General features: G+C 40.4%; 16 protein-coding genes. 15 read left to right on the plus strand and 1 reads right to left on the minus strand.

Annotated elements, in window-relative coordinates:
* Positions 1–4: 4 nt before the first annotated feature.
* Complete coding sequence (gene rpoC / locus J6L97_RS01580) at positions 5–3,664, plus strand: DNA-directed RNA polymerase subunit beta' (protein ID WP_013085813.1); 3,660 nt, start codon at positions 5–7, stop codon at positions 3,662–3,664.
* 61 nt (positions 3,665–3,725) lie between these two features.
* Here the strand turns inward: rpoC and J6L97_RS01585 are convergent, their stop codons facing one another.
* Positions 3,726–4,409, minus strand: coding sequence for a prepilin peptidase (locus J6L97_RS01585; RefSeq protein ID WP_005720326.1), 684 nt, complete (start codon positions 4,407–4,409; stop codon positions 3,726–3,728).
* Positions 4,410–4,590: 181 nt separating this feature from the next.
* Between J6L97_RS01585 and rpsL the strand changes: the two genes are divergently transcribed.
* From rpsL to rpsQ, 14 genes are all read left to right on the plus strand, one after another.
* The gene (rpsL, locus tag J6L97_RS01590; protein WP_005720327.1) at positions 4,591–4,998 is read left to right on the plus strand and encodes a 30S ribosomal protein S12; all 408 of its coding nucleotides are present in this window, start codon (positions 4,591–4,593) and stop codon (positions 4,996–4,998) included.
* Positions 4,999–5,013: 15 nt separating this feature from the next.
* Positions 5,014–5,484 (plus strand): 30S ribosomal protein S7, encoded by a 471-nt coding sequence (gene rpsG, locus J6L97_RS01595; RefSeq protein WP_005720329.1) that lies wholly within the window; start codon positions 5,014–5,016, stop codon positions 5,482–5,484.
* A 33-nt stretch (positions 5,485–5,517) separates the two neighbouring features.
* Positions 5,518–7,611, plus strand: coding sequence for an elongation factor G (gene fusA / locus J6L97_RS01600; protein WP_054832661.1), 2,094 nt, complete (start codon positions 5,518–5,520; stop codon positions 7,609–7,611).
* Positions 7,612–7,926: 315 nt separating this feature from the next.
* Positions 7,927–8,235 (plus strand): 30S ribosomal protein S10, encoded by a 309-nt coding sequence (gene rpsJ, locus J6L97_RS01605; protein ID WP_003549023.1) that lies wholly within the window; start codon positions 7,927–7,929, stop codon positions 8,233–8,235.
* A gap of 23 nt (positions 8,236–8,258) precedes the next feature.
* Positions 8,259–8,897, plus strand: coding sequence for a 50S ribosomal protein L3 (gene rplC, locus J6L97_RS01610; RefSeq protein WP_005720335.1), 639 nt, complete (start codon positions 8,259–8,261; stop codon positions 8,895–8,897).
* Between the two features lie 14 nt (positions 8,898–8,911).
* Positions 8,912–9,529 carry a 50S ribosomal protein L4 gene (gene rplD / locus J6L97_RS01615; RefSeq protein WP_005720336.1) on the plus strand — a complete coding sequence of 206 codons (618 nt, stop codon included), beginning with the start codon at positions 8,912–8,914 and terminating at the stop codon, positions 9,527–9,529.
* The gene (rplW, locus tag J6L97_RS01620) at positions 9,529–9,834 is read left to right on the plus strand and encodes a 50S ribosomal protein L23 (RefSeq protein WP_005720338.1); all 306 of its coding nucleotides are present in this window, start codon (positions 9,529–9,531) and stop codon (positions 9,832–9,834) included. Before rplD ends, rplW begins: the two co-directional genes overlap by 1 nt.
* Positions 9,835–9,849: 15 nt before the next feature.
* Positions 9,850–10,686, plus strand: coding sequence for a 50S ribosomal protein L2 (gene rplB, locus J6L97_RS01625; RefSeq protein ID WP_005721628.1), 837 nt, complete (start codon positions 9,850–9,852; stop codon positions 10,684–10,686).
* Positions 10,687–10,704: 18 nt separating this feature from the next.
* Positions 10,705–10,989, plus strand: coding sequence for a 30S ribosomal protein S19 (gene rpsS / locus J6L97_RS01630; RefSeq protein ID WP_005720340.1), 285 nt, complete (start codon positions 10,705–10,707; stop codon positions 10,987–10,989).
* A gap of 19 nt (positions 10,990–11,008) precedes the next feature.
* Positions 11,009–11,362 (plus strand): 50S ribosomal protein L22, encoded by a 354-nt coding sequence (rplV, locus tag J6L97_RS01635; RefSeq protein WP_003625788.1) that lies wholly within the window; start codon positions 11,009–11,011, stop codon positions 11,360–11,362.
* Positions 11,363–11,375: 13 nt separating this feature from the next.
* Complete coding sequence (gene rpsC / locus J6L97_RS01640) at positions 11,376–12,050, plus strand: 30S ribosomal protein S3 (RefSeq protein WP_005720341.1); 675 nt, start codon at positions 11,376–11,378, stop codon at positions 12,048–12,050.
* Entirely contained in the window at positions 12,050–12,490 is a 441-nt protein-coding gene (gene rplP, locus J6L97_RS01645; protein WP_003625792.1) for a 50S ribosomal protein L16, read from the plus strand. Before rpsC ends, rplP begins: the two co-directional genes overlap by 1 nt.
* A complete protein-coding gene (gene rpmC, locus J6L97_RS01650) occupies positions 12,480–12,677 on the plus strand; it encodes a 50S ribosomal protein L29 (protein WP_003549032.1) in 198 nt (65 codons plus the stop codon). Before rplP ends, rpmC begins: the two co-directional genes overlap by 11 nt.
* An 18-nt stretch (positions 12,678–12,695) precedes the next feature.
* Complete coding sequence (rpsQ, locus tag J6L97_RS01655) at positions 12,696–12,962, plus strand: 30S ribosomal protein S17 (protein WP_005721626.1); 267 nt, start codon at positions 12,696–12,698, stop codon at positions 12,960–12,962.
* Positions 12,963–12,984: the final 22 nt, after the last annotated feature.

The raw sequence follows: 12,984 nt of genomic DNA on the forward strand, positions 1-12,984 counted from the left end.
ACTTTTGATCGACGTAAATAAGTTTGAAAGTATGCAAATTGGTCTTGCATCACCTAACAAGATCAGAAGCTGGTCATATGGTGAAGTTAAAAAGCCAGAGACCATCAACTACCGTACTTTAAAGCCTGAAAAAGATGGCTTATTTGATGAGAGAATTTTTGGACCAACAAAAGATTGGTCATGTGCTTGTGGTAAGTACAAGGGCGTTAGATACCGTGGTATCGTTTGTGACCGTTGTGGTGTTGAAGTTACTTCTTCAAAGGTAAGAAGAGAACGTATGGGTCATATTGAATTGGCTGCACCTGTAACTCACATTTGGTACTTTAAGGGTATCCCATCAAGAATGGGATTAGTTTTGGACATTTCTCCAAGATTACTTGAAGAAGTTATTTACTTTGCTGCATACATTGTAATTGATCCAGGTGATACTGACCTTGAACCTAAGCAATTATTAACTGAAGCTGAATACCGTGAACAAAAAGCTAAGTACGGTAACCGTTTTGAAGCTAAGATGGGTGCTGAAGCTGTTCGCGATTTGCTTAAGAAAGTTGACCTTGATAAAGAAGTTAAGGATTTGAAGAAAGAACTTCAAACTGCCACTGGTCAAAAACGTACGCGTGCAATTAGACGGTTAGATATCTTGGATGCCTTCAAGAATTCAGGTAACAAGCCTGAATGGATGGTAATGGATGCCGTTCCAGTAATTCCACCAGATCTTCGTCCAATGGTTCAACTTGAAGGTGGCCGTTTTGCAACTTCAGATTTGAACGATTTGTACAGACGTGTAATCAACCGTAACAACCGTTTGAAGAGATTGCTTGATTTGAACGCACCTAATATTATTGTTCAAAACGAAAAGCGTATGCTTCAAGAAGCTGTTGATGCTTTAATTGATAACGGTCGTCGTGGTCGTCCAGTTGTTGGACCAGGTAACCGTCCATTGAAGTCACTTTCACATATGCTTAAGGGTAAGCAAGGACGTTTCCGTCAAAACTTGCTTGGTAAGCGTGTTGACTACTCTGGTCGTTCAGTTATCGATGTTTCACCAAAATTGAAGTTCTATCAATGTGGTGTGCCACGTCCAATGGCTTTGGAATTGTTCAAGCCATTTGTAATGCATGAATTAGTTAAACGTGGAATTGCATCAAACATCAAGAATGCTAAGCGTAAGATTGACCGTGAAGATGACGATATCTGGGATGTACTTGAAGATGTGATTAAGGAACGTCCAGTTCTTTTAAACCGTGCACCTACTCTTCACCGTTTGAGTATTCAAGCCTTTGAGCCAATCTTGGTACCAGGTAAGTCAATTAGACTTCACCCATTAGCTTGTGAAGCCTACAATGCCGACTTCGATGGTGACCAGATGGCTATTCACGTACCACTTTCTGATGAAGCTGTTGCTGAATCAAGATTGTTAATGTTGGCTGCTCACCACATTTTGGCTCCTAAGGATGGTAAGCCAATTGTTACTCCATCACAGGATATCGTTTTGGGTAACTACTGGTTAACTCAGGCCGAACGTGGTCGTGAAGGTGAAGGTATGATCTTCAGCTCACCAGCAGAAGCTGCTGTAGCTTACGAAAATGGCGATATTCACTACCATACCATTATTGGTATGTCTGCAGATGCTATGCCTAAAAAGCCATGGCCTAAGGGACATGAACACGGCATCTTTATTACCACTTATGGTAAGATTGTCTTCAATCAATTGTTCCCAGATGATTACTTCTATATCAATGAACCAACTGAAGAGAACTTGAACAATCCGTTGGATGCTAAGTACTTCTTAGGTGAAGGCGAAGAGATTGATAAGAAGATCGATGAAGTAGGCGATGATTTAATCGCTAGTCCATTTAAGGGAAGCTTCTTGTCAGATTCTATTGCTACTATTTACAAGTATTACAAGGTTCAAAGAACTTCAGAATACTTGGATGATTTGAAGAAGTTAGGCTACACTAGCTCAACTACTTCAGGTATTACTATTGGTATGACTGACGTTCCAGAAATCCAAGATAAGGATGAAAAGGTAGCCAAGGCACGTAAACAAGTTGATGTTGTTTCTAAGCAATTTAGACGTGGTTTGATTACTGAACAAGAACGTCACGACCGAGTAATTAGTATTTGGAATGCATGTAAGGACAAGATCCAAAACGAAATTGCACAAATTCACGCACCTCGTAATCCAATTTCAATCATGGCAGACTCAGGTGCCCGTGGTAACATTTCTAACTTTACTCAGTTAGCCGGTATGCGTGGTTTGATGGCCACTCCTAACGGTGGTTTGTTCGAAATTCCTGTTACTTCAAACTTTAAGGAAGGTTTGTCAGTATTGGAATTGTTCATGTCTACTCACGGTGCTCGTAAGGGTATGACTGATACTGCATTGAAGACTGCTCAGTCAGGTTACTTGACTCGTCGTTTGGTTGATGTTGCTCAGGACGTTATTATTCGTGATGACGATTGTGGTACTGATCGTGGTATTACAGTTAGTGCCATCATGGAAGGTGACGAAATGATCGAACCATTATTTGACCGTTTGGTTGGTCGTTTCACTGCTGAGACTGTTAAAGATCCTGAAACTGGCGAAACTATTGTCGGCAGAGATGTCATGATGGATGAAAACATGGCACACAAGATTTGTGATGCAGGTGTAACTCACGTTAAGATTCGTTCAATTCTTACCTGTGATACTCCTCACGGCGTATGTCGCAAGTGTTACGGTATGAACCTTGCTACTGGTGAAGAAGTTGAAGTTGGTGAAGCAGTTGGTACTGTTGCTGCTCAATCAATTGGTGAACCAGGTACTCAGCTTACTTTGAGAACTTTCCACAACGGTGGTGTTGCCGGTGCTGAAGATATCACTCAAGGTTTGCCTCGTGTGCAAGAATTGTTTGAAGCACGTAACCCTAAGGGTCGTGCAACCATTTCTGAAGTTGATGGTGTAATTGATTCAATTCAAGAAAACCCAGCAGAACATACTCGTGAAATTACTGTTAAGGGTAAGATTGATACTAGAAGCTACAGTGTTCCTTATACAGCTTCAGTTGCTGTTAGCGAAGGTGACTACGTTCATCGTGGTGACAAGTTAACTCTTGGTTCTGTTGATCCTAAGGAATTGATTCAAGTTACTGATACATTAACTACTGAAAAGTACATCTTGGCTGAAGTTCAAAAGGCTTATAGAATGCAGGGTGTAGACATTGCCGACAAGCACGTTGAAGTGTTAACTCGTCAAATGCTGCAAAAGGTTCGTGTCCTTGATCCAGGTGAAACTGACATCTTGCCAGGTGAAGTTATGGATATTGGTCAATTTAGAGACCGCAACAAGGAAGTTATTATTTCTGGTGGTATTCCAGCAACTGCTCAAAGCGTTATCTTGGGTATTACTAAGGCTGCTTTGGAAACTAACAGTTTCTTGTCAGCTGCTTCATTCCAGGAAACCACACGTGTTCTTACTGATGCATCTATTAGAGGTAAGAATGATCCACTTCTTGGACTTAAGGAAAACGTTATTATCGGTAAAATTATTCCAGCTGGTACTGGTATGCCTGTATACCGTAGCATGGAACCTGAAGCTGACGTTAAGAAGCCAGATTCAGTATACTCAATTGCTGATATTGAAAAGCAAATGAAAGAAAAGGATAAAGCTAAGCAAGACTAAGCTTTATTGAAAATAAATAAGCATTTCCAATCTTTTAAGAGCGGGAATGCTTATTTTTTGTCTAAAAAATTAATTGGGTTAGTACTAATCCTAGGAAAATATATGGAATAAATGGATAGCGATGGTTAATAGGAGTTTTTTCAATAAGAAAAATTGCAATTACCAAGATTGAAGCAAATAGAAAAACTAAATTGGCAAATGATGGGGTGAAGTAGCAAGCGATAATTAAGTAAATTAATAAATCGCCTAGCCCCATTTTTCTTTGCATTATGCTATAGCTAAAAATTCCTAGCAATAATGTAAAAGAGATCCAGTCGATTAATGTAAAAGCTGCAAATTGGTTGAATAAAATCGCAACGCTAATGGCTGGAATTAGTAGGAGAAGATCAAATTCTTGCTTTTGATAATCAGAGATTGCAACGACTAAAAGCGAAAAAAGCAAAATAGCGGTAATAATGTCCTGTGTCTTACTAAAATCGAGTAAACAAAAGGCAAAGCCGCCAATTAATTCAAATAAAAATAATTCAACTGGAATTTGTTGATAACAATAACGACATTTTCCTTGAAGAAAAAGATAAGATAATAATGGAATTTCATCCAAAATTGATAATTCAAGGTGACAGTTGTTGCACTGAGAACGTGAGTAAATAAAATTTTTATCATTCCAGTGCTCGTAAACTACTGCTGCGTGAGAAGCCAAGCAACTTCCAATTATAAAGTTAGTAAAAATAAATAAGTATTTCAAAAAAACACCTCCACTATTTATTACGCAAAAATAGCCGATTTTTCTTTTTTTATTTTGAAAAAGTTTGCTTTCTGCTTAAAACCGAGTACAATAGTCTTTGTATGTTTTGAACAGTCTATTCGTGAGTGAAAAAGAAACTCCCGGATGTGTGAACAAAATAGTATTTTAGGAGGAAAAATTAATGCCAACCATTAATCAATTGGTAAGAAAAGGCCGTCATTCAAAGGTCACTAAGTCAAAGTCACCTGCTTTGAATTACAGCTACAACAGTATGAAGAAGGAATCAGTATTCAACCCAGCTCCACAAATGCGTGGTGTTGCAACTCGTGTTGGTACTATGACTCCAAAGAAGCCTAACTCAGCTTTACGTAAGTACGCTCGTGTTCGTCTTTCAAACTTGATCGAAGTTACTGCTTACATTCCAGGTGAAGGCCACAACTTGCAAGAACACTCAGTTGTATTAATCCGTGGTGGTCGTGTAAAGGACCTTCCTGGTGTACGTTACCACATCGTTCGTGGTGCCCTTGATACTGCTGGTGTTGATGGCAGAAAGCAAAGCCGTTCTAAGTACGGTACTAAGAAAGATTAAAGGAGGAGTTAAATAATGCCTAGAAAAGGTCACGTAACTAAGAGAGACGTTTTAGCAGATCCAGTTTACAACTCAAAGCTTGTTACTAAGTTGATCAACCACTTAATGGTCGATGGTAAGAGAGCTAAGGCATCTTCAATCCTTTACGATGCTTTCAACATTGTTCAAGACAAGACTGGTAAGGAACCACTTGATGTATTTGAAGAAGCTATGAACAACGTTATGCCAGTTTTGGAAGTTAGAGCTCGTCGTATCGGTGGTTCAAACTACCAAATCCCAGTTGAAGTACGTCCTGAAAGAAGAACTACTTTAGGTTTAAGATGGCTTGTTTCATACGCTCGTTTACGTAACGAACACACTATGGATGAACGTTTAGCTAACGAAATTATCGATGCTTCAAACAACACTGGTTCAGCAGTTAAGAAGCGTGAAGATGTTCACCGTATGGCTGAAGCTAACCGTGCATTTGCACACTACCGCTTCTAATTTGTTCGTTTTAATTTAAGGAGAGAATAATTTATGGCTAACAAGCGTGAATTTCCATTAGCAAAGACACGTAACATTGGTATTATGGCCCACATCGATGCGGGTAAGACTACTACTACTGAACGTATCCTTTACTACACTGGTAAGATCCACAAAGTTGGTGAAACTCACGAAGGTGATTCACAAATGGACTGGATGGATGAAGAAAAGGAACGTGGTATCACCATTACTTCTGCAGCTACTACTGCACAATGGAAAGACCACAGAATTAACATCATCGACACCCCAGGACACGTTGACTTCACTATCGAAGTAGAACGTTCACTTCGTGTTCTTGATGGTGCCGTAACTGTTCTTGATGCCCAAGCTGGTGTTGAACCACAAACTGAAAACGTATGGCGTCAAGCTGAAACTTACGGTGTTCCTCGTATTGTTTTCGTTAACAAGATGGATAAGATCGGTGCTGACTTCGATAAGTCAGTTAAGTCATTGCACGAACGTTTAAACGCTAATGCCCATGCTGTTCAAATGCCAATTGGTTCAGCTGACACTTTTGAAGGTGTTATCGACTTAATCAACATGGTTGCCGACATCTACGACGAAGACAAGCTTGGTTCTAAGTGGGATACTGTTCCAGTTCCTGACGAATACAAGGAAGAAGCTGAAGCACGTCGTAACGACTTAATTGAAGCCGTAGCCGATGTTGATGACGGCATCATGGAAAAATTCCTTGGCGGTGAAGAAATTTCTAACGATGAATTAAAGGCAGCTATCCGTAAAGCTACTTTGGACTTGAAGTTCTTCCCAGTTTACGCTGGCTCAGCCTTCAAGAACAAGGGTGTTCAAATGATGCTTGACGGTGTTATTGACTACTTGCCATCACCACTTGACGTTAAGCCTTACGTTGCTCACAATCCTAAGACTGGTGATGAAGTTGAACTTATGGCTGACGATAAGAAGCCATTTGCAGCTCTTGCATTCAAGATCGCTACTGACCCATTCGTAGGTCGTTTGACTTTCATCCGTGTTTACACCGGTTCTCTTGAATCAGGTTCATACGTATTGAACGCTTCAAAGAACAGTCGTGAACGTGTAGGTCGTTTGCTTCAAATGCACGCCAACTCAAGAACTGAAATTCCAGAAGTATTCTCAGGTGATATCGCTGGTGCCATCGGTTTGAAGAACACCACTACTGGTGACTCATTAACTGACCCAGATCACCCACTTATTTTGGAAAGCTTGAAAGTTCCAGATCCAGTTATCCAAGTATCAGTTGAACCTAAGTCAAAGGCTGACCGTGATAAGATGGACGTTGCTTTGCAAAAGCTTACTGAAGAAGACCCAACTTTCCGTGCTGAAACTAACCCAGAAACTGGTCAAACCTTGATTTCAGGTATGGGTGAACTTCACCTTGACATCATGGTTGAACGTATGAGACGTGAATTTAACGTTGATGCTAAGATTGGTGAACCACAAGTTGCTTACCGTGAAACCTTCACCAAGGAAGCTAAGGCACAAGGTAAGTTTGTTCGTCAATCAGGTGGTAAAGGTCAATACGGTGACGTTTGGATTGACTTTACTCCTAACGAAGAAGGTAAGGGTTACGAATTCGAAGATGCCATCGTTGGTGGTGTTGTTCCTCGTGAATTCATTCCTTCAGTTGACCAAGGTTTACAAGAAGCTATGAAGAATGGTGTTCTTGCAGGTTACCCATTGATCGACGTTAAGGCTAAGCTTTACGATGGTAGTTACCACGAAGTCGACTCATCAGAAGCTGCCTTCAAGGTTGCTGCTTCACTTGCTTTGAAGAATGCTGCTTCAAAGGCTGGCGCAGTTATCTTGGAACCAATTATGAAGGTTCAAGTAACTACTCCAGAAGAATACTTAGGTGATGTTATGGGTTCAATCACTGCTCGTCGTGGTACCATGGAAGGTATGGAAGACAGAGCCGGTGCTAAGATCATCAACTCATTTGTTCCACTTTCAGAAATGTTTGGTTACGCAACTACTTTGCGTTCATCAACTCAGGGTCGTGGTACATTTACTATGGTATTTGATCACTACTCACCAACACCTAAATCAATTCAAGCTGACATCATTAAGAAGCGCGGCGGAGATGCTGAATAGCTTCCGTTAAGAACTGATTAATGCAGTTAGCTTAATTGAAAACAATTTCATATAAAAAAGAGTTATCATTTTTATTTTGATAACTCTTTTTTTGTAAATAAATTTAAGAAAAAAGTCGTAAACCCTTGATATTTAAGGAGGGACAAAGTACAATAGTCTTTGTGCTTATGGGACAGTGTGCCCTTAAGTGTGAAAATTGTTGTAAAGCGTTGACGCAAAAGGTTGCGGCACGCCAGGCTGCATTGCCACAGTGGCGTGCGGGGAATTTTTGCCGAGCGAGTCATCTTTTAAAGAAGACGTTAAGGAGGTAATTTAATGGCAAGTCAAACAATTCGTATTAGACTTAAGTCTTACGAACATGGTATTCTCGATGAATCAGCTGCTAAGATCGTAGCTACTGCAAAGAGAACTGGTGCTGAAATTTCAGGTCCAGTTCCTCTTCCAACAGAAAGAACTTTATTCACAGTTCTTCGTTCACCACACAAGAACAAGGACTCACGTGAACAATTCGAAATGCGCACTCACAAGCGTTTAATCGATATTTTGAATCCAACACCAAAGACTGTTGATTCATTAATGAAGCTTGATCTTCCAAGCGGTGTAGACATCGAAATTAAACTGTAATTTAAATAGAAAGAGGTGTAAACATGACCAAAGGAATCTTAGGAAGAAAAGTTGGTATGACTCAAATCTTTACTAAAGATGGTGTCCTTGTTCCTGTAACTGTTGTTGAAGCAACTCCTAACGTTGTTATGCAAGTTAAGACTGTTGAATCAGACGGTTACGAAGCAGTTCAATTAGGTTACCAAGACAAGCGTGAAGTTTTGAGCAACAAACCAGAAAAAGGTCATGCTGATAAAGCAAAGACTTCGCCTAAGCGCTTCATTCGGGAAATCCGCGGTGTTGAGCTTAAGGACTATGAAGTTGGCTCAGAAGTTACTGTGGATACATTTAAGGAAGGTGACGTTGTAAACGTTACTGGTACTTCAAGAGGTCATGGATACCAAGGTAACATCAAGCGTTGGGGCCAATCAAGAGGACCAGAAACTCACGGTTCAAGATACCACAGAATTCCTGGTTCAATGGGTTCCATCATTAACCGTGTACCAAAGGGCAAGCGTTTGCCAGGTCACATGGGTGTGAAGAAAGTTACCATTGAAAACTTAGTAATTGAAAAAGTTGTTGCAGACAAGAACGTATTGATGATTAAGGGTAACGTCCCAGGTGCTAAGAACTCATTAATCGTTGTTAAGACTGCTTCTAAAGCTGTAAAGGCTGATAAATAGGAAGGAGGACTAGAATGGCTAATTTAAAAGTTATGGATCAAAACGGTAAAGACTCTGGTGAAGTTACTTTAAACGATAAGGTTTTTGGTATTGAACCAAATGAAAGTGTCGTTTTTGAAGCAATTATTAGACAAAGAGCCGGCAAGCGTCAAGGTACCTCAAAGGTTAAGAATAGATCTGCTGTTCGCGGCGGTGGTAAGAAGCCTTGGAGACAAAAGGGTACTGGTCGTGCTCGTCAAGGTTCTATCAGAGCTCCACAATGGCGCGGTGGTGGTACAGTCTTTGGCCCAACTCCACGTTCATACGCATACACTATGCCAAGAAAGCAACGTCGTTTGGCTATTAAGTCAGTTCTTTCCCAAAAGTTGATTGACAATGATTTAATTGTTTTAGATAAGTTGACTATGTCAGCTCCTAAGACTAAGGAATTAGTATCAATGTTAAACGGCTTAAATGCTGACGGTAAAGTTTTAATTGTTTCAGATGATAACAATGTACAACTTTCCGCAAGAAACTTGACTAAGGTTAAGGTTGTTCCAGTTAATGGCTTAAACGTTGAAGATGCTGTTAACTATGGCAAGTTGATCTTAGATCAAGATGCTGTTAAGAAGATCGAGGAGGTTTTGGCTTAATGGACGCACGCGATATCATTTTAAGACCTGTCATTACTGAAAAGTCCACGAACTTAATGGATGATAAGAAGTACACATTCGACGTGCTTTTAACTGCAACCAAGACACAAGTTCGCAATGCTGTTGAAGAAATCTTCGATGTTAAAGTTAAGAACGTAAACATTATGAACGTTCGCGGCAAGGACAAGCGAGTAGGTCGTTACACTGGTAAGACCGCTCGTCGTAGAAAGGCTATCGTTACTTTAACTAACGATTCAAACGACATCAAGATTTTCCAAGACGATAACACAGAAGACAACAAGTAATAGGAGGTCAGTCAATTGGCTATTAAGATTTACAAGCCAACCACGAATGGTCGTCGTCATATGACTTCTTCCGACTTTGCTGAGATCACTAAGACAAAGCCTGAAAAGACTTTGCTTGAATCTCAATCACATACTGCAGGTCGTAACTCATATGGTCATATCACTGTAAGACACCGTGGTGGTGGTCACAAACAAAAATACCGTATCATCGACTTTAAGCGTAACAAGGACAACGCAAAGGCAGTTGTAAAGGCTATCGAATACGATCCAAACAGAACTGCTAACATTGCTTTGCTTCACTACACTGATGGTATCAAAGCTTACATCTTAGCTCCTAAGGGCTTAAAAGTTGGCGATGTAGTTGAATCAGGTGATTCAGTTGACATTAAGCCAGGTAACGCTTTGGAATTAAAGAATATCCCAACTGGTACTTCAATTCACAATATCGAATTAAAGCCAGGCAAGGGTGGCCAACTCGTAAGAAGTGCTGGTGCTTCAGCTCAAGTTTTAGGTGCTGATGGTGATTACACTTTAGTAAGATTACAAAGTGGTGAAGTTCGTAAGATTTTGTCATCATGCCGTGCAACTATCGGTACTGTTGGTAATGAACAACACTCATTGATTCAATTAGGTAAAGCTGGTCGTAAGCGTTGGTTGGGCAAGCGTCCACAATCACGTGGTTCTGTAATGAACCCTAACGATCACCCACATGGTGGTGGTGAAGGTAAGGCTCCAGTTGGTCGTCCTCAACCTATGACTCCATGGGGTAAGAAGGCACGTGGTATTAAGACTAGAGATACCAAGAAGGCCAGCGAGAAGTTAATCATTCGTCACCGTAAAGGTAGCAAGTAGTAGAAGGAGGGTTAATTAATGAGCCGTAGTATTAAAAAAGGTCCTTTTGCTGATGCATCATTGTTAAAGAAGGTTGATGCACAAGCAGATGCAGATAAGAAGCAAGTTATTAAGACTTGGTCACGTCGTTCAACTATTTTCCCTTCCTTTGTAGGTTTGACTATAGCTGTTTACGATGGTAGAAAACATGTCCCAGTATATGTAACTGAAGACATGGTTGGTCATAAGTTAGGTGAATTTGTTCCAACAAGAACTTTCCACGGACACAAATCCACTGATGATAAAGCCACAACACAAGCTTAGAGGAAGGAGAAACATCTAAATGGCAGAACAAATTAGTTCAGCTAAGGCTGAAGCAAGAACTGTTCGCATCGCTCCAAGAAAAGCTCGTTTAGTCGTTGACTTAATTCGTGGCAAGAGCGTTGCTGAAGCATTAGCAATCTTGGAATTTACGCCTAGAGCTGCTTCCCCAATCGTTGAAAAAGTTTTGCGTTCAGCTATTGCTAACGCAGAACATAACTACGATCTTGAAAGTGCAAACCTTTACGTATCAGAAGCTTATGTAAATGAAGGTGCAACTTTGAAGAGATTCCGCCCACGTGCTAAGGGTATGGCTTCTCCAATTAACAAGAGAACCAGTCACGTAGTTGTAGTAGTTTCAGAAAAGAACGATTAAGGGAGGTATATTAATGGGTCAAAAGATTAACCCAAACGGTTTTCGTCTCGGTGTTATCCGTGATTGGGAATCAAAATGGTATGCTGACAAGGGATACAAAGAAACTTTAAATGAAGACCTTCAAATCAGAAAATTTATTTCAGAAAAGTTGAAGGATGCCTCAGTATCTACTGTTGAAATTGAACGTGCAGCTAACAGAATCAACATTTCAATTCATACTGCTAAGCCAGGTATGGTAATTGGTAAAGGTGGTTCTGAAGTTGAAGCTTTGAGAAAACAATTAAATGCTTTAACTGGTAAGCAAGTTCACATTAATATTGTTGAAATTAAGAAACCAGATCTTGATGCTAAGTTAGTAGCAGATAGTATTGCTCGTCAACTTGAAGCTCGTATTGCTTTCAGACGTGCTATGCGTCAAGCTACTCAAAGAGCTATGCGTGCTGGTGCCAAGGGTATTAAGGTTCAAACTTCAGGTCGTTTGAACGGTGCCGATATGGCAAGAAGAGAATGGCACACAGAAGGTCGTGTTCCATTACAAACTTTGAGAGCTGATATTGATTACGCTTGGGTAAATGCCTTCACTACTTATGGTGAAATTGGTGTTCAAGTTTGGATCAACCGTGGCGAAATCTTACCTACTCGTAAGAATAAGCCAGCTTCAAAGCCAGCGAAGGGAGGAAATAGATAATGCCTTTAGTACCAAAGCGAGTAAAACACCGTCGTGAATTCCGTGGTAAGATGCGTGGTGCTGCTAAGGGTGGTAAATATATTGCCTTTGGTGAATATGGTCTTGAAGCCCTCGAATCACATTGGATTACTAACCGTCAAATCGAAGCAGCTCGTGTTGCTATGACTCGTTACATGAAACGTGGCGGTAAGGTTTGGATCAGAATTTTCCCTCAAAAGTCATACACTGCTAAAGGTGTTGGTGTACGTATGGGTTCAGGTAAAGGTGCACCAGCAGGTTGGGTAGCTGTAGTTAAGAGAGAAAAGATTATGTTCGAAATTGGTGGTGTTGATGAAGCAACTGCTCGTGAAGCTTTACGTCTTGCTTCAACTAAGTTACCAATTAAGACTAAGTTTGTAACTAGAAGTTCGGAAGTAGGTGGCGAATCTAATGAAGGCTAAAGATATCAGAGCATTAACCACTGATGAAATGTTAGAAAAAGAAAAGCAATACAAAGAAGAACTCTTCAATTTGCGTTTCCAACAAGCAACGGGTCAATTAGAAAATACCGCTCGCTTGAGCAAAGTCCGCAAGAATATCGCCAGAATCAAGACTATTCTGAGCGAAAAAGCGTTAGAAAACAATTAATGGAAGGGAGCTATTAACTTGAGCGAAACAAACGAAAGAAATCGTCGTCACGTATACCAAGGTCGTGTAGTTTCTGATAAGATGGACAAGACTATCGTTGTAGTTGTTGACACTTACAAGAACCACCCTGTTTACAACAAGCGTATTAGATATTCAAAGAAGTACTACGCACAAGACGAAAATAACGAAGCTAAAGTTGGCGATACTGTACGTATCATGGAAACCCGTCCATTATCTCGTAAGAAGCGCTTCCGTTTAGTAAAGATTGTTAAGAAATCTGTTTAATTTGCGGATTTAGTGAGGGGAG

The sequence above is a fragment of the Lactobacillus crispatus genome, assembly GCF_018987235.1.
Lineage (GTDB): Bacteria > Bacillota > Bacilli > Lactobacillales > Lactobacillaceae > Lactobacillus > Lactobacillus crispatus.

Coding starts and splice junctions, on each gene's coding strand:
- rplC (WP_005720335.1), top strand. CDS start 8,259: ATGACCAAAGGAATCTTAGGAAGAAAAGTTGGTATGACTCAAATCTTT.
- rpsL (WP_005720327.1), top strand. CDS start 4,591: ATGCCAACCATTAATCAATTGGTAAGAAAAGGCCGTCATTCAAAGGTC.
- rplD (WP_005720336.1), top strand. CDS start 8,912: ATGGCTAATTTAAAAGTTATGGATCAAAACGGTAAAGACTCTGGTGAA.
- rpsC (WP_005720341.1), top strand. CDS start 11,376: ATGGGTCAAAAGATTAACCCAAACGGTTTTCGTCTCGGTGTTATCCGT.
- rpmC (WP_003549032.1), top strand. CDS start 12,480: ATGAAGGCTAAAGATATCAGAGCATTAACCACTGATGAAATGTTAGAA.
- rpsS (WP_005720340.1), top strand. CDS start 10,705: ATGAGCCGTAGTATTAAAAAAGGTCCTTTTGCTGATGCATCATTGTTA.
- fusA (WP_054832661.1), top strand. CDS start 5,518: ATGGCTAACAAGCGTGAATTTCCATTAGCAAAGACACGTAACATTGGT.
- rplP (WP_003625792.1), top strand. CDS start 12,050: ATGCCTTTAGTACCAAAGCGAGTAAAACACCGTCGTGAATTCCGTGGT.
- rpsJ (WP_003549023.1), top strand. CDS start 7,927: ATGGCAAGTCAAACAATTCGTATTAGACTTAAGTCTTACGAACATGGT.
- rplV (WP_003625788.1), top strand. CDS start 11,009: ATGGCAGAACAAATTAGTTCAGCTAAGGCTGAAGCAAGAACTGTTCGC.
- rpsG (WP_005720329.1), top strand. CDS start 5,014: ATGCCTAGAAAAGGTCACGTAACTAAGAGAGACGTTTTAGCAGATCCA.
- rplW (WP_005720338.1), top strand. CDS start 9,529: ATGGACGCACGCGATATCATTTTAAGACCTGTCATTACTGAAAAGTCC.